17 protein-coding genes are annotated in these 14,946 nt (G+C 72.7%); 15 read left to right on the top strand and 2 right to left on the bottom strand.

What is annotated here, in order from left to right:
- Positions 1-14: 14 nt before the first annotated feature.
- The 14 genes from VHW64_RS15490 to VHW64_RS15425 all read left to right on the top strand — a co-directional run bounded on the left by VHW64_RS15490 (position 15) and on the right by VHW64_RS15425 (position 12,595).
- A complete protein-coding gene (locus VHW64_RS15490) occupies positions 15-878 on the top strand; it encodes a DUF4349 domain-containing protein (protein ID WP_329651475.1) in 864 nt (287 codons plus the stop codon).
- Positions 879-979: 101 nt separating this feature from the next.
- Positions 980-1,543: an elongation factor P gene (efp, locus tag VHW64_RS15485; protein WP_329651474.1), complete on the top strand. Its 564-nt coding sequence runs from the start codon at positions 980-982 to the stop codon at positions 1,541-1,543.
- Between the two features lie 10 nt (positions 1,544-1,553).
- Positions 1,554-1,964, top strand: a complete 411-nt coding sequence (nusB, locus tag VHW64_RS15480) for a transcription antitermination factor NusB (RefSeq protein ID WP_329651473.1) — start codon at positions 1,554-1,556, stop codon at positions 1,962-1,964.
- Positions 1,965-2,184: 220 nt separating this feature from the next.
- Positions 2,185-3,003, top strand: a complete 819-nt coding sequence (locus VHW64_RS15475; RefSeq protein WP_329651472.1) for a DUF1206 domain-containing protein — start codon at positions 2,185-2,187, stop codon at positions 3,001-3,003.
- A 139-nt stretch (positions 3,004-3,142) separates the two neighbouring features.
- On the top strand, positions 3,143-4,516 hold the full coding sequence (locus VHW64_RS15470; protein WP_329651471.1) for an NAD(P)/FAD-dependent oxidoreductase: 1,374 nt from the start codon (positions 3,143-3,145) through the stop codon (positions 4,514-4,516).
- 2 nt (positions 4,517-4,518) lie between these two features.
- Positions 4,519-5,664, top strand: a complete 1,146-nt coding sequence (locus tag VHW64_RS15465) for a ScyD/ScyE family protein (protein ID WP_329651470.1) — start codon at positions 4,519-4,521, stop codon at positions 5,662-5,664.
- A 79-nt stretch (positions 5,665-5,743) separates the two neighbouring features.
- Positions 5,744-6,331, top strand: a complete 588-nt coding sequence (pyrR, locus tag VHW64_RS15460; RefSeq protein ID WP_329651469.1) for a bifunctional pyr operon transcriptional regulator/uracil phosphoribosyltransferase PyrR — start codon at positions 5,744-5,746, stop codon at positions 6,329-6,331.
- Positions 6,328-7,329 (top strand): aspartate carbamoyltransferase catalytic subunit, encoded by a 1,002-nt coding sequence (locus tag VHW64_RS15455; protein WP_329651468.1) that lies wholly within the window; start codon positions 6,328-6,330, stop codon positions 7,327-7,329. The genes pyrR and VHW64_RS15455 overlap by 4 nt, the downstream gene beginning before the upstream one ends.
- Positions 7,326-8,603: a dihydroorotase gene (locus VHW64_RS15450; RefSeq protein WP_329651467.1), complete on the top strand. Its 1,278-nt coding sequence runs from the start codon at positions 7,326-7,328 to the stop codon at positions 8,601-8,603. Before VHW64_RS15455 ends, VHW64_RS15450 begins: the two co-directional genes overlap by 4 nt.
- A gap of 41 nt (positions 8,604-8,644) precedes the next feature.
- Positions 8,645-8,968: a helix-turn-helix domain-containing protein gene (locus VHW64_RS15445; protein ID WP_329651466.1), complete on the top strand. Its 324-nt coding sequence runs from the start codon at positions 8,645-8,647 to the stop codon at positions 8,966-8,968.
- Positions 8,955-9,113, top strand: a complete 159-nt coding sequence (locus VHW64_RS15440; protein WP_329651465.1) for a hypothetical protein — start codon at positions 8,955-8,957, stop codon at positions 9,111-9,113. The genes VHW64_RS15445 and VHW64_RS15440 overlap by 14 nt, the downstream gene beginning before the upstream one ends.
- Positions 9,114-9,130: 17 nt before the next feature.
- Positions 9,131-9,457: a hypothetical protein gene (locus tag VHW64_RS15435; protein ID WP_329651464.1), complete on the top strand. Its 327-nt coding sequence runs from the start codon at positions 9,131-9,133 to the stop codon at positions 9,455-9,457.
- 22 nt (positions 9,458-9,479) lie between these two features.
- The gene (locus tag VHW64_RS15430; RefSeq protein WP_329651463.1) at positions 9,480-10,760 is read left to right on the top strand and encodes an MFS transporter; all 1,281 of its coding nucleotides are present in this window, start codon (positions 9,480-9,482) and stop codon (positions 10,758-10,760) included.
- 173 nt (positions 10,761-10,933) lie between these two features.
- Positions 10,934-12,595 (top strand): ABC-F family ATP-binding cassette domain-containing protein, encoded by a 1,662-nt coding sequence (locus VHW64_RS15425; protein ID WP_329651462.1) that lies wholly within the window; start codon positions 10,934-10,936, stop codon positions 12,593-12,595.
- Positions 12,596-12,659: 64 nt separating this feature from the next.
- Here the strand turns inward: VHW64_RS15425 and VHW64_RS15420 are convergent, their stop codons facing one another.
- Positions 12,660-13,742, bottom strand: coding sequence for a DNA glycosylase AlkZ-like family protein (locus VHW64_RS15420; protein ID WP_329651461.1), 1,083 nt, complete (start codon positions 13,740-13,742; stop codon positions 12,660-12,662).
- Positions 13,735-14,001 carry a hypothetical protein gene (locus VHW64_RS15415; RefSeq protein ID WP_329651460.1) on the bottom strand — a complete coding sequence of 89 codons (267 nt, stop codon included), beginning with the start codon at positions 13,999-14,001 and terminating at the stop codon, positions 13,735-13,737. Before VHW64_RS15415 ends, VHW64_RS15420 begins: the two co-directional genes overlap by 8 nt.
- On the opposite strand from VHW64_RS15415, the gene VHW64_RS15410 reads away from it, so the two are divergent.
- A complete protein-coding gene (locus tag VHW64_RS15410) occupies positions 14,000-14,887 on the top strand; it encodes an alpha/beta hydrolase (RefSeq protein WP_329651459.1) in 888 nt (295 codons plus the stop codon). The genes VHW64_RS15415 and VHW64_RS15410 overlap by 2 nt on opposite strands.
- The last annotated feature ends 59 nt before the right edge of the window (positions 14,888-14,946 follow it).

Genomic DNA, 14,946 nt, shown 5'->3' with positions numbered 1-14,946 from the left:
GGCGCCGTCCGCTGGTGCCGGCGACCCTCCTGCTCCTGGTCGTCCTCGTGGTGACCGGCTGCTCCGCGCCATCCAGCCGGTCGAACGACGCCGCGGCGACGGGCCAGGCCCCCGAGAGTGCCGCGGGGGCGAAGGCCCTCGCCTCGACCCGGTCGGACCGACTGTCAGCGAGCCACGCGGTGCCCGAACGGGCCGTCATCTCGACCGGGAGCATCGAGCTCGTCAGCAGCGATGTGTCGGCGACGCGCACCCGCCTGGACGCTGCGTTGTCCCGGCTCGACGGCCGGGTCGCGGACGAGCACACCGCCACCGACGACCACGGCACCGTGACGCGGTCGCACCTGGTCGTCCGGGTGCCGAGCACGCGGTTCGACCAGGCGATGACCGACCTCTCGGGAGTCGCCTCGCTGCGCAGCTCGTCGCGTCGCGCCGAGGACGTCACGACCCAGGTCATCGACATCGGGGCGAGGATCGCCGCCGAGCGGGCCGGCGTCCGCCGCCTGCGCGACCTGGTCTCCCACACCGCGAGCCTGGGCTCCCTCCTGGCCGTGGAGCGAGCGCTGACGCAGCGGCAGGGCGAGCTGGAGTCGCTGCGCCAGCAGCAGGCCTACCTGGCGGACCAGACCAGCCTCGCGACGATCACCGTCGACGTGGTCCGGAAGGTGTCGTCCGCCCCCGTCGAGGCGAGCGCCGGCGGCTTCGTCGGTGGCCTGCGGCACGGCTGGCACGGGCTGGTCGTGCTGGTGGTCGCGTTCCTGGTCGCCTTCGGCGCGGTGCTGCCGTTCGCGGTCCTCGCACTGCTCCTCGGAATGCCCTCGTGGCTGGTGACCCGCAGGATGCTGCGGATGCGCCGGCTGCGCACGCCCGCGGAATCGTAGGGAGCGCAGCGCGGGTACTAGACTTCGAGGCCGCCCGCCCGGACGTCCCCGATGAGTGGGCCCACCGATCTCGCCGATCCCACCAGAAGAGGCACTCCCGCATGGCCACCACCAATGACCTCAAGAACGGCATGGTCCTCAACCTCGACGGCCAGCTCTGGCAGGTCATCTGGTTCCAGCACCACAAGCCCGGCAAGGGCGGCGCGGTCGTGCGGTCGAAGCTGAAGAACGTCGAGTCGGGCAAGGTCGTCGACCGCACCTTCAACGCCGACGTGAAGGTCGACGTGGCCACGGTCGACAAGCGGACGATGCAGTACCTCTACAACGACGGCACGTCCTACGTCTTCATGGACACCGGCACCTTCGACCAGGTCGAGGTCGACCCCGACCTCGTCGGCGACGCGAAGAACTTCATGCTGGAGAACCAGGAGGCCATCGTGGCCAGCAACGACGGCCGAGTCCTCTACCTGGAGCTGCCGGCATCGGTGGAGCTGGAGATCACCTACACCGAGCCGGGTGTCGTGGGTGACAGCGCCACCGGGCGCACCAAGCCGGCCACGCTCGAGACCGGGCACGAGATCCAGGTCCCGCTGTTCATCACCCAGGGCGAGAAGGTCAAGGTCGACACCCGCGACTCGTCGTACCTCGGCCGCGTCAAGGCCTGACCGCCGCGCCATGCCCGCTCGCTCGAAGTCGCGCAAGCGCGCGCTCGACATCCTGTACGCCGCGGACGTGCGCGGCCAGGACCCCGTCGTCGAGCTGGATGCGGCCATCGCCGAGGGCCAGGGCCCGACGAACCCCTACACCGAGACCCTGGTCCGGGGGGTGAGCGAGCATCGCGAGCGGATCGACGAGATCCTGTCCGACTACGCCGAGGGTTGGAGCCTGGACCGGATGCCGGCCGTCGACCGGCAGGCGCTCCGCATCGGCGCCTTCGAGCTGTTGTACGCCGGCGACGTCCCACCGCCGGTGGCGGTCTCGGAGGCGATCGGCCTGGTCCGCGACCTCTCCACCGACGACTCGCCGGCGTTCGTCAACGGTGTGCTCGGCAGCGTGCTGCGCGACCGCGAGTCGCTGAAGGGCTAGGGAAGCGCTGGTCAGTCCCGCCTGCTGCGCGCCGCGATGCACGTACGCCGGCTGCGTTGCAGCCGCTCGACGTGCGCCCAGCATGCCGTCGCGACCGCGCCTTGCCATCGCCCACGCCTCGCGACGCTCGCGACGGCGCCAGTGATCGGCACTTCCCTAGTGAGGGGGTCACCCCTCGGGGTGGTCAGTGCGGCCGACACACGGCCCTAGTCTCGTCTGCATGGCGGGCGTCACCGACCAGGTCGACCAGCTGGGCCGCCGTGCGCGTCGTAGCCCGTGGAGCGAGCGTGCGCTGCGGGTGGGCATGGTGGCCTACGGGGTCGTGCACCTCACGATCGCGTGGCTGGGCATCGAGCTCGCCCTCGGCGACCACAGCGGCGCGGCGTCGCGCAACGGCGCGCTGCGCCAGCTGGCCCAGCAGCCGCTCGGGAGGATCGTCGTGTGGGTGGTCGCCGTCGGCATGTTCCTGCTGGTCGCCTACAAGCTCCTGGAGGCCGTCGTCGACGCGGGCGCCGAGGACGGCGCGAAGGAGGTCGTGGCGCCGGTCACCGACGTCGGCAAGGCGATCGTCTACGGCACGCTCGGAGTCAGCGCGGTGCACGTGGCCGTGGGCTCGGGCTCCAGGACCAGGACCACCGACTACACCGCGACCCTGATGGACCAGCCCTACGGCCGCTGGCTGGTGGGCGCGGTGGGGGTCGCGATCATCGGCTACGGCGGGTACCTGTGCCATCGCGGCTGGAGCGAGAAGTTCCTCGAGCACCTCGACCCGCGTGGCCGCTCGGGCCGGACCGGCACGGCGTACCGCTGGTTCGGCAAGCTCGGCCACCTCGCCAAGGGGGTCGCGATCGCCGTGGTCGGCGTGCTGTTCGTCTACGCGGCCATCGACCACCGCGCGAAGAGGTCCGGCGGTCTCGACCGGGCCCTGCACACGGTCCTGCACCAGCCGTTCGGGCCCGTGCTGCTGTTCGCGATCTCGGTGGGCATCGGCTGCTACGGGCTGTTCTGCTTCGCCCGCGCGCGGCATGTGTCGACGTAGGGAAGTGCTGATCAATGGCGCGCAGCAGGCGGGACTGACCCGCGCCTCCCTAGAGCGTGGCTCTCGCCGCGTCGGCGATTCGGGACCCGCACCCTAGTGGCGCTGCCGCGCGGGCACGACTCCGTGGTTGGCTGCTCGCATGACCGAGACGCACGAAGGCACCGAGTTCGACGTGATCGTGGTGGGCCTGGGCCCCGGCGGTGAGCACGTCGCGATCAAGCTCGCGGAGGCCGGACTCCGGGTGCTCGGCGTGGAGGAGCGACTGGTCGGGGGCGAGTGTCCGTACTTCGGGTGCGTGCCCTCGAAGATGATGATCGCCGCCGCGCACACCCTGCGAGAGGCCCATCGCGTCAACGAGCTCGCCGGCAGCTCGACGGTGAGCCCGGACTGGACTCCCGTCGCCACGCGCATCCGCGACGAGGCCACCGACAACTGGGACGACACGGTCGCGGTGAAGCGGCTCGAGGACGCCGGCGCGAGCTTCGTGCGCGGAAGCGGCGTCCTGGCCGGCGACGGGCGGGTCGAGGTCGCGGGGACGACGTACACCGCGACGCGGGGTGTGGTGGTCAACACCGGGACCGCACCGGCCGCGCCGCCGATCCCGGGCCTGGCGGACACGCCGTTCTGGACCAACCGGGACGCCGTGCAGCTCACCGAGCTCCCGGCGTCGCTGGTGGTGATCGGCGGCGGCGCGATCGGCTGCGAGCTGGCCCAGGTGATGGCGCTGTTCGGGGTGCAGGTGACGCTCGTGGAGGTCGCGGAGCGGCTGATCGCCCTGGAGGAGCCCGAGGCGAGCGCGGCCCTGGAGAAGGCGTTCGCCGAGACCGGGATCCAGGTGCTCACCGGCGCCGGCATCGGCTCGGTGTCCTACGCCGACGGGCGCTTCTCGGTGGAGCTGGCCGACCAGCGGCTGAGCGCGGACAAGCTGCTGGTGGCCGCCGGACGCCGCACCAACCTGCACGGGCTCGGGCTGGAGCACGTCGGCCTCGACCCGGACGCACGGGTGCTCGACCCCGACGAGCGGATGCGCGTCGCGGACGGGGTCTGGGCGATCGGCGACATCGTCGGCAAGGGTGCCTTCACGCACGTCTCGATGTACCAGGGCGCCGTGGTCGTCGCCGACCTGCTCGGCCGCGACGGCCCCTGGGCCGACTACCGCGCGGTCTCGCGGGTGACCTTCACCGCGCCGGAGGTCGCCTCGGTCGGGCTCACCGAGAAGGCGGCGCGCGACCAGGGCCTCGATGTCGTCGTGGCCACCGGCGACCTCGGCGGTCGCGGCTGGATGGCTCGTGAGGACGGCGTGATCAAGCTGGTGCTGGACCGGGCCCGCGAGGTGCTGGTCGGTGGCGTCGTGGTCGGCGTGAACGGCGGCGAGATCATGTCGATGCTCGAGCTCGCCGTGCACGCCGAGGTGCCGCTCGCGACGCTGCTGCACCAGCACTTCGCCTACCCGACCTACCACCGCGCCTACGAGACGGTCCTGAAGGACCTCGCCGAGCGCGGAGGTCGCTGAGCGTGTCCGGAGCCGCACGGGCCGCCCGGGCCGCACGGGCCGCGGTGGCGGTGATGGCCGGCACGGCGGCGGTGTCGCTCGCCGGTCTGACTCCGGTGTCGCCGACGACTCCGGCCGGCGCCAGCACACCCCCGCACCATGCGCGCGCCGTCGCTCGCAAGGTCGTCGCCCGCGGCCTGCGCGGACCCCGGGACATCGCGTTCGGTCCGCACGGGGTGATGTACGTGGCCGAGGCCGGACAGGGCGGCTCCGGGACGTGTGTCGCGGGACTCGACGGACCGTCCTGCCTCGGGTGGACGGGCTCGGTGACGCGCGTGCGCAAGGGCCGTCAGCACCGGGTTCTCACGGGCCTGGCCTCCCTCAGCGACCAGCACACGCACGCGTCGCCGATCGGCCCGTCCGGCCTGGCCGTGGTGGGCCGGCACACGCTGGTCCTGACCCTGGGGCTCGGCGCCGATCCCCGGTCACGGGGGAGGCTCCCGGCCCGTGCCCGCAAGCAGCTGGGCCGGCTCGTGTCGGTCGACCTGCGCACGACGAGGGTCCGCTCGGTGGCCGACCTCGCGTCGTACGAGCGCAAGGCGAACCCGGTCGACGACCCGGACAGCGACCCCGCGGGGCTGGTGAAGGGCACGCACGGCTCCTGGCTGGTCGCGGACGCCGGTGGCAACGACCTCGTCCGCGCCACGGGTGCCAAGGTGAAGACCGTGGCGAGGTTCAAGAACCGCAAGACCGGCGGCCGGGCCTACGAGTCGGTGCCCACCGACGTCGTGCGGGGTCCCGACGGCGCCTACTACGTCAGCGAGCTGACCGGCTACCCCGACCCGCGGGGGAAGGCCCGCATCTGGCGGGTCGTCCCCGGCCACAAGCCGAAGGTGTGGGCCACCGGCCTCACCGACGTGACTGGCCTCGCGTGGGACGGCAGGAAGCTGTACGCCGTGCAGATCGCGGACCACGGCCTGTCCGGCGGCGGCACCCCCCTGGGGTCGCTGCGGCGGGTGTTCCCGAAGTCCGCGGGCAGGGCGCCGGCGGTCGTCGCGGCGAATCTGTTCGCGCCGTACGGCGTGGCGATCCACCACGGCGCCGCCTACGTCTCGACCGGCGCGGTGGCCGCCACCGACGGCACGGTCGTCAAGATCCCGCTGGGGTGAGGTCGGCTGCTAGGGTCGCCTGCGATCGACATCCTTTAACGAGCCGTCCTGTGAGGCGGAGAAGGAGGTCTGGCAGTAGATGCCTGCGCCTGCCACCACCGCGTCCACACCCGGAGTGCCGGATCCCGGCTCCGATCGCACCGTCCTCGACGCGAGCGACATCTCCCGGGCCCTGAGCCGGATCTCCCACGAGATCCTCGAGCGCAACAAGGGCGCCGCCGACGTCGTCCTCCTCGGCATCCCGTCGCGGGGGGTGCCGCTGGCCGAGCGCCTCGCCGACCACGTCGCCGCGGTCGAGGGCGCCTCGGTGCCGCACGGCTCGCTGGACGTCACGATGTACCGCGACGACCTGCGCCTCAAGCCCGCCCGCACGCTCCTGCCGACCCAGATCCCCGACGGCGGCATCGACGACAAGATCGTGGTCCTGGTCGACGACGTGCTGTTCTCCGGCCGCACGATCCGGGCGGCGCTCGACGCCCTCAACGACGTCGGCCGGCCGCGAGCGGTGCAGCTCGCCGTCCTGGTCGACCGGGGCCACCGCGAGCTCCCGATCCGCGCCGACTTCGTCGGCAAGAACCTCCCGACCTCGCTGGTGCAGCGGGTGCGGGTCCATCTCACCGGCGTCGACGACGTGGACGCCGTGGTCATCGAGGGAGCGGCGTCATGAAGAAGCACCTGCTGTCGGCGGCCGACCTGAGCCGCGACGACGCCGAGCTGGTCCTGAGCACGGCCGAGGAGCTGCGGTCGCTGGCCGACCGGCCCATCAAGAAGCTGCCGGCCCTGCGGGGACGCACGGTGGTCAACCTGTTCTTCGAGGACTCCACCCGCACCCGCATCTCCTTCGAGGCCGCTGCGAAGCGGCTCTCGGCCGACGTCATCAACTTCTCCGCGAAGGGCTCCTCGCTGTCGAAGGGCGAGTCGCTCAAGGACACCGCCCTGACCCTGGAGGCGATGGGCTGCGACGCCGTCGTGATCCGGCACGGCGCCAGCGGCGCGCCGCACCGGCTCGCCAACTCCGGATGGGTCCGCGCGTCCGTCGTCAACGCCGGCGACGGCACCCACGAGCACCCCACGCAGGCCCTGCTGGACGCCTTCACCATGTGGCGTCACCTGGGTGCCCGCAACGGAGGGACCCTCGACGGCCAGCGGATCGCGATCGTCGGCGACGTCCTCCACTCCCGGGTCGCCCGGTCCAATGCGCTGCTCCTGCACACGCTGGGTGCCGAGGTCACGCTGGTCGCGCCGCCGACGCTGTTCCCGGTGGGGGTCGACACCTGGCCGGTCGAGACGTCGTACGACCTCGACGCGGTGCTGCCCAAGGCCGATGCGGTGATGATGCTGCGGGTCCAGCGCGAGCGGATGAACGGCGGCTTCTTCCCGACGGCCCGCGAGTACAGCCGGCGCTACGGCCTGGACGGACGCCGGATGGCCACCCTCCAGGACCACACGATCGTCATGCACCCGGGCCCGATGGTGCGCGGGATGGAGATCTCCGCCGACGTGGCCGACAGCGACCGCTCGGTGATCGTCGAGCAGGTCACCAACGGCGTGGCCGTCAGGATGGCGGTGCTCTACCTGCTGCTGGGTGGAGCCGAACCCGTCGAGACGCCGGTCTCGACCCCCGCCGGATCATCCGCCATCACGACCGAGGGGACAGACGCGTGACCAGCTACCTGATCAAGGGCGCCCGCATCCTGGGGGGCGAGCCCGGCGACATCCTGGTCCGGGACGGGGTGCTGGCCCTCGGTGAGACCGACCCGGCGGCGGAGGCGGTCGACGCGACGGGGCTGGTCGCGCTCCCCGGCCTGGTCGACCTGCACACCCACCTGCGCGAGCCCGGTCGCGAGGATGCGGAGACGGTCCTGACCGGCACCCAGGCCGCGGCGATGGGTGGCTTCACCGCCGTCCACGCGATGGCCAACACCGACCCCGTCGCCGACACGGCCGGCGTCGTGGAGCAGGTGTGGCGACTGGGCCGCGAGGGGGGCTACTGCGACGTCTACCCGGTCGGTGCGGTCACCGTCGGCCTGGCCGGCCAGCAGCTGGCCGAGCTCGGGGCGATGGCCGACTCTGCCGCCCGCGTGCGGGTCTTCTCCGACGACGGACACTGCGTGAGCGACGCCGTCCTGATGCGTCGGGCGCTGGAGTACGTCAAGGCGTTCGACGGGGTCGTGGCCCAGCATGCCCAGGAGCCGCGGCTGACCGACGGTGCGCAGATGAACGAAGGGGAGCTGTCCGGCCGCCTCGGCCTCACCGGGTGGCCGGCGGTCGCCGAGGAGGCCGTGATCGCGCGCGACTGCCTGCTGGCGGCCCACGTCGGGTCGCGGCTCCACGTGTGCCACGTCTCGACCGCCGGCTCGGTCGAGCTGATCCGGCAGGCGAAGGCCTCGGGATGGAACGTCACCGCCGAGGTGACTCCGCACCACCTGCTGCTCACCGACGACCTCGCCGCGTCGTACGACCCGGTCTTCAAGGTCAACCCGCCCCTGCGCACCGCGGCCGACACCGAGGCCCTGCGGGCGGGGCTGGCCGACGGGACGATCGACGCCGTCGCCACCGACCACGCACCCCATCCGCACGAGGACAAGGACTGCGAGTGGTCGGCTGCGGCCTTCGGGATGCTGGGCCTGGAGACGGCCCTGTCGGTGGTGCAGCAGACCATGGTCGACACCGGCCTGCTGACCTGGGCCCAGGTCGCCGACCGGATGTCCTACGCGCCGGCGCGGATCGGACGGGTCCTCGACCACGGCCGGCCGCTGGACGACGGCGCGCCCGCCAACGTCGTGCTCTACGACCCGTCGGTACGCCGCGTGGTCGAGGCCTCGGAGTCGGTCTCCCTGTCGCGCAACACGCCGTACGCCGGGATGGAGCTGCCGGGTCGCGTGGTGGCGACCTTCCGGCAAGGCCGCGCCACGGTCCTGGACGGCAAGCTCTGCTGACCCTCGCCATAGCAGTCCTGCTATGGCGAGGGGTGGCTGGGATGGGCAACGACCTCGTGCGGGAGGCCCGCAGGCGGACCGCGCTGAGCCAGCGTGAGCCGGCCGAGAAGGCCGGTACGACCCAGACCGCGATCGCCTGCATCGAGACGGGACGCTCGACGCCGAGCTTCGACGCCGTGCTGCGGCTGGTCCGGCTCAGCGGGCTCGACCTCGACGTCATGCTGGTCGAGCGCGACGACTCCGACTGGATCCAGGCCAGGGACCTGCTGACCCTGTCTGCGGAGGACCGAGTGGCGCTCGGGGTCCGGACGGCCAACACCATGCTGGCCGTCCAACGGCAGCCTGCCGCCCATGGCGCCGCTTGAGCTCACCGCGGACAAGCTCCTCGGGGTGCTGACCCGCCACGACGTCGACTTCGTCGTGATCGGCGGGCCGACGTCCCCACCCGGGACGCCGACATCACTTCGGACCGTGAGGCCGACAACCTCGGTCGGCTGTCCGATGCCCTGAGGGAGCCAGATGCTCAGGTGCGCCCCGATGACGAGCAGGTGCCCTTCCCCCTCGACGCGGAGTCACTGGCGTCGCCGGGGGCCTGGAACCTCCGGACGTCCTTCGGCGACCTCGACATCTCGATGGTGCCCAGCGGCACCGAGGGCTATGCCGATCTGGTCCGGGACGCGACCCCGACATCGATCCGCGGGACCGTCGTCCCGGTCGCGTCCCTGGCCGACGTGATCCGCAGCAAGCAGGCCGCCAACCGGCCCAGGGACCAGCGCGCGCTGCCGGTGCTCCACGAGATTCTCGCCAGCCGTTGCCAGCGACAAGGATTGGCAGCCTGTCGGCGGCGGAGGTGAGGATGGGCACCGTGATGACTCGGTGATCCGTCTGCTCCAACGCATCCTCCCGCCCACCACACTGGAGCGCGACCTCGCGTTCCAGTGCGTCCTCTCGGCGTTCGCGACCGGCTCGTTCCTGACCGGTACGGCGGTGTACTTCACCCAGATCGTCGGCCTGACCGGCGCCCAGGTCGGCCTCGGCATGTCGATCGCCGGGGTCGTCACGCTCCTGCTCTCCCTCCCGCTGGGCCGCCTCTCCGACCACGTCGGCGCCAAGCCGCTGTGGGCGGTCTCCGCCCTGGTGGAGGCGCTGCTGTACTTCGCCTGGCCCCTGGCCGGCGGGATGGTGTCGTTCGTCGCGGTGCTGTCGCTGCTGGCCGTGATCGGCACCGCCGGCACCACCGGTCGCAACGTCTACCGGATCGCGGTCTTCCCCCGTGAGGTGCGGGTCCGAGCCCTGGCCTACATGAGGTCCGCGCGCAACGTCGGCTACACGCTGGGCGCCCTCGCGGGCGGCATCGCGCTGGCCATCGGTACTCGTGGCGCGATCATGGCGGTGCCGATGCTCACCGGCGGCCTGCTGATCCTGAACGCCGCGATGGTCTCGCGACTGCCCCGGATCGACCGGCCGCAGCCACCCGCCACCGACGACCATGCCGGGGCCGCCCCGGCACCACCGGCCTGGCGCAACCTCGGCTTCGTCACCCTCTCGGTCTGCAACGGCGTGCTCGGGTCCAACCAGGTCCTGCTGAACGTCGTGGTGCCGTTGTGGCTGGTCGAGCGCACCGACGCTCCGCACACGCTGCTGGCCTGGCTGTTCGGCACCAACACGGTGATGGCGGTGTTCTGCCAGGTGCGGGCCTCGCGGGGCTCGGAGACCGTGCCCGGCGCGCTGCGCGCGGTGCGCCTGTCCGGGTGGGCGTTCATCGTGTCCTGCCTGGTCATCGGGATCACCCACGAGACCGTCGGCTGGGTCTCGATCGTGCTGATCTGGCTCGGCCACGTCACGATCACCGGCGCCGAGCTGTGGCAGTCCGCCTCCGACTGGGGCTTCCAGTCCGAGCTGTCCGACCACCGCCGGCTCGGCGACTACCAAGGCGTCTGGGGCCTGGGATACCAAGCCCAGCCCATCGTCTTCCCGGGGCTGTTCACCTTCCTGGCCCTCCAGTGGGGTGCGCCCGGCTGGGCCGTGATCGCCGCGATCGGCGTGCTGGCCGCACTCGTGTCCCACCCCGCCGCGCATGCCGCCGAGCGGTTCCTCCAGCGCTCCGGGGCGTCGTACGGCGAGACCAGCGGCAGCCTCACCGGGTCGTCGGCCTGACGCCGGGCTGGAGCCCGGCCCCAGGCCGACGACCCGGGCAGGCCCCGAAACTCGTTGGAGCTCGGGGCCACGCCCGGTATCCTCGCCGTCATCATGTGGATCGCACGCTGACCTGACTCGCGCCCGCGGCGCCGCCCGGCGAGTCCTCCTCCGCAGCAGCGAAGGTCACCGGCATGCCAGATTCCGCCAAGCTCCTCCCGGTGGTTCGCACCACCGGCCTCGACGTCCTCCTCGGCACCCGCCGCGTGCTGCACGACATCGACCTGACGGCTCCGCCCGGCCGGCGGATCGGCCTGGTGGGGGAGAACGGGTCGGGCAAGACCACGCTGCTCCGAGCCATCGCCGGTACGCTGCCCGCGCGGGCGATGGTGACCGGGGAGATCGAGCGCCCGCCCGACGTGGCGATGCTCGGTCAGGAGCCTCCGTTCGGCGACGCCCAGACGATCGGCGACGTGCTCGCGGGTGCCCTGGCACCCCTCCGCCGGCTCGTTCGCGACGTCGAGCGACTCTCGCTGGAGCTCACCGACGAGTCCGGCGAGCTCGCGGCGACGGCGTACGCCGACGTGCTGGACGAGGCGGTCGCCCGCGACGCCTGGGGAGCCGACCGACGGGCCGCGGAGGCCGCCGAGCGGTTGGGGCTCGGCGCGCTCGACCCCGAGCGACGGATCGGCACCCTATCCGGCGGGCAGCGCACGCGGCTCGCCCTGGCGACCCTGATGACGACACGTCCGGCCTGCCTGCTCCTCGACGAGCCGACCAACCACCTCGACGACGCCGCGATAGACCTGCTCTCGGCCTTCCTGGGAGGTCTACCGGGCGTCGTCCTGCTCGCCAGCCACGACCGGGTCCTGCTCGACGACGTCTGCACCGACCTGTTCGACCTCGACCCCCGGCCCGAGGGCGAGCTCGGGACCGATGGACAGGGCGGCCGGCGCTTCGGCGGCGGCTGGACGGCGTACGAGGAGCACCGGGCGGCCGCGCGACGACGCTGGGAGGAGACCTACGCCGAGCAGCAGGACGAGCTGACCCGGCTGCGGGCCGCCTCGCAGATCGACTCCTCGGCGATCGCCCACAACCGGCCGCCGCGCGACAACGACAAGCACATCTACGGGTTCAAGGGCGCCAACGTGCAGCGCACCCTGGCCCGTCGCAAGCGCGATGCCGGCCGGCGGCTCGATGCCGCCGAGCGTGAGCAGGTGCGCAGACCGCGCCCACCTCTGCGGCTGCGCGGCGACCTCACCGGAGGTCATGGCGCGGCGGGCCGGGTCGTCCAGATCCGCGACGTCGTCGTCGACGGGCGACTCGCGCTCGCGCGGCTCGACGTCACTGCGGGCGGGCACGTGCTGGTGTCGGGTCCGAACGGCTCGGGCAAGTCGACGCTCCTCGGTGTGATCTCGGGGCGGCTCGCGCCGACGTCGGGCTCGGTCGTGGTCGCCGCACACCGGGTCGCCGAGCTGATGCAGGACGCACGCTTCCCCGACCCGGAGCGCAGTGCCGCCGAGACCTACGTCGCGGCGCTCGGTGCGCAGCGGGCGGCGCGGATCCCCTTGCGAGACCTGGGGCTGGTGCCGCCGGACCGCCAGGTCACCCCGGTGGCGCTGCTCTCGGTCGGGCAGCGCCGCCGACTGGCGCTCGCCATCGCGATCGCGGGGGAGCCGGACCTGCTCCTGCTCGACGAGCCGACCAACCATCTCTCGCTGTCGCTCGCCGGCGAGATCGAGGAGGCCCTCCGGGTGACGGCGGGCACCGTCGTCGTGGCCTCGCACGACCGGTGGCTGCGCCGGCGCTGGGATGGCGCCGAGCTCGCCCTGCCCTCCGCGGACGCGCTGGACTGACCCCGCCAACCCGGCACCCTCGTCCCCAGCGACCCTCGGACCGGACCAGAGCGCGCGCGGGGTCTCAGCGCTCGAGCGCGAGCCCCAGCCAGTCGGCCAGAGCGGTGATCTCGGCGTCGACCGCGGTGGTCATCTGGCGGGTGAACGGCGTGTCCTCGTGGACGGCGTCGACGAACAGCCGACCGGCCTTGCGGTCGGCCGTGGCGTCGAGCTTGCCGACCAGCCGATCGCCGTGCAGGACCGGCAGCGCGAAGTAGCCCCAGCGGCGCTGGGCGGCGGGCTTGTACATCTCCAGGACGTACTCGAACCCGAAGAGCTGCTCCATCCGCACGCGGTCGCGCACCACCGGGTCGAACGGCGACAGCAGCGCGGTGCGCCCGGCGAAGGGCTGGCCGAGCAGCGCGAGCTGACCGGGGTCGACGCGCCACTCGCCGTCCGTGCCCGACACGACGGCAGGTACGCCGGCCTCGCCGACCTGGATCGGCTCCCCGGGCAGTGCGGTGCCCCTGGCGCGGGCGATGCCCAGCCCACGCAGCCGCGCGGAGTCCTTGAGCCGGCGAGCCTCCTCGCGGGGGACCGCCGCGACGCCGCGCGGATAGACCCGCGCGGCCAGGTCGTACTTGCGCTGGGTGCCGGCCCGCCCGTTCACCGCGACCTCGCCGCGCTGGAGCAGGCAGGAGAGCATGGTGCGGACGTTGCGGTCGGTGTTCCACCCCGACGACTTCCACGGCACCTGGGCCGTCGCCTTCACCTGGCGCGACGGGAGCGGTCCGTCGGCGTCGAGGAGGTCGAGCACCTCGGTGCGGAACAGCTCGTTGGCCTCCAGCCAGTCGCGCACCTCGTCCCAGCGGGGGTACGCCGCCATGTCCGCGAGGTGCAGACCCAGGTCGGCCATCGACCGGATGCCGTCGGAGTCCTCGTAGAGGCTGCGCTCGGCGAGCAGGTCGTCGAGGTCGGCGGGTGCGAAGGCCTCGCCCAGCCGCGACCAGCAGACCAGGTCGTAGCTCGGGGCGATCGCGCGCGTCGGCTCGGTCGGCAGCGCGACGAGCCGCTCCACGACCGTCATCAGGTCCGTGGGTCGGGCCGCGTCGAGCAGGGTGGCGCGGACGACGACCTGCCGCGCCTGCTCCCGGGTCAGCTCATGCACGGCTCACCAGCCCGCGCGCCAGGGGCCGGCCGAGCCGCCCGCCGGGGAAGCGGATTCGCAAGCCGACCCGGTGGGCCCGTCGGAATGCGTACGCGGTCGTCCCGGAGGAGGCGGTGGCCGTGGCCCAGTCGGTCATCCCCACCCCGAAGGGGGCCACGGTCCGCGGGAGCCCGAAGTCGTCCGCCGAGGATGCGCGGGCAGCGACCGAGCTGGTCATCAGAGCGAGCAGCAGGACCGGACCGAGCAGGATGCGACGCATGCCGCGGATCCTGGCACCCGTCGCCGACAAATGGCTGGCGCGGAGACGGTTCGGTCCGATGGACTGCGCCTCGATGAAGATCACCTCAGGCAGGGCCCAGCTCGCCGCGGCGTCCCACGGGACCGGTGACCCGACCGTCCTGCTCCTGCACGCCGGCGTCACCGACCGCCGAAGCTGGCACCACGTCGTGGACGCGCTGCCCGTCCAGCGGTGTGTGTCCTACGACGCGCGCGGCTTCGGCGAGACGACCTACCAGGCCCAGGACGGCTGGTCCGCCGTCGACGACGCGGTCGCGGTCCTCGACGGCTACGACGTGGGGTCAGCGGTCGTCGTGGCGTGCTCGATGGGCGGACGGACCGCTCTCGACCTCGCGCTGCGTGAGCCGGGGAGGGTCCGGGCACTGGTGCTCATCGGCCCGGCCGTCAGCGGGGCGCCCGAGCCGACCTACGAGCCGGAGGTGCTCGCCCTCGACCCGGTCTGGGTGGCCGCGGAGGAGCGCGACGACGGCGAGGCCCTCAACCGGCTGGAGGCGCGGCTCTGGCTGGACGGGCCGACCGCGCCTGAAGGGCGGGTCACCGGACCCGCCCGTGACCTGTTCCTGGAGATGAACGCGACCGCGCAGGCCGCGACGGACCCGGGCGAGCGCGCTGAGGACGCCACCGCCTGGGACCGGGTCGGCGAGATCGCCGTCCCCACGCTGGTCATGGTCGGCGAGCACGACCTGGCCTACGTCAAGCAGGGCTGCGGGCACCTCGCCGAGTCGATCGACGGCGCTCGCCTGGTGGAGCTGCCCGACGTCGCGCACCTGCCCCACCTCGAGGGCGACCGGACGACTCTCGCCGAGATCGCGGCGTTCGTCGTCGGCATCTCCGACCGCGGCTGCTAGGGTCGGCAGCGCTTCGACATCCTTTAACGATCCGTCCTGTGAGGCGGAGAAGGAGGTAC

The sequence above is a fragment of the Nocardioides sp. genome (assembly GCF_036267815.1).
Lineage (GTDB): Bacteria > Actinomycetota > Actinomycetes > Propionibacteriales > Nocardioidaceae > Nocardioides.
Note: the sequence above shows the minus strand (reverse complement) of the source record. Positions and strands in the feature narration are given on the sequence as shown.

Coding starts and splice junctions, on each gene's coding strand:
- efp (WP_329651474.1), top strand. CDS start 980: ATGGCCACCACCAATGACCTCAAGAACGGCATGGTCCTCAACCTCGAC.
- nusB (WP_329651473.1), top strand. CDS start 1,554: ATGCCCGCTCGCTCGAAGTCGCGCAAGCGCGCGCTCGACATCCTGTAC.
- VHW64_RS15475 (WP_329651472.1), top strand. CDS start 2,185: ATGGCGGGCGTCACCGACCAGGTCGACCAGCTGGGCCGCCGTGCGCGT.
- VHW64_RS15470 (WP_329651471.1), top strand. CDS start 3,143: ATGACCGAGACGCACGAAGGCACCGAGTTCGACGTGATCGTGGTGGGC.
- pyrR (WP_329651469.1), top strand. CDS start 5,744: ATGCCTGCGCCTGCCACCACCGCGTCCACACCCGGAGTGCCGGATCCC.
- VHW64_RS15455 (WP_329651468.1), top strand. CDS start 6,328: ATGAAGAAGCACCTGCTGTCGGCGGCCGACCTGAGCCGCGACGACGCC.
- VHW64_RS15445 (WP_329651466.1), top strand. CDS start 8,645: ATGGGCAACGACCTCGTGCGGGAGGCCCGCAGGCGGACCGCGCTGAGC.
- VHW64_RS15440 (WP_329651465.1), top strand. CDS start 8,955: ATGGCGCCGCTTGAGCTCACCGCGGACAAGCTCCTCGGGGTGCTGACC.
- VHW64_RS15425 (WP_329651462.1), top strand. CDS start 10,934: ATGCCAGATTCCGCCAAGCTCCTCCCGGTGGTTCGCACCACCGGCCTC.
- VHW64_RS15410 (WP_329651459.1), top strand. CDS start 14,000: ATGCCGCGGATCCTGGCACCCGTCGCCGACAAATGGCTGGCGCGGAGA.
- VHW64_RS15415 (WP_329651460.1), bottom strand. CDS start 14,001: ATGCGTCGCATCCTGCTCGGTCCGGTCCTGCTGCTCGCTCTGATGACC.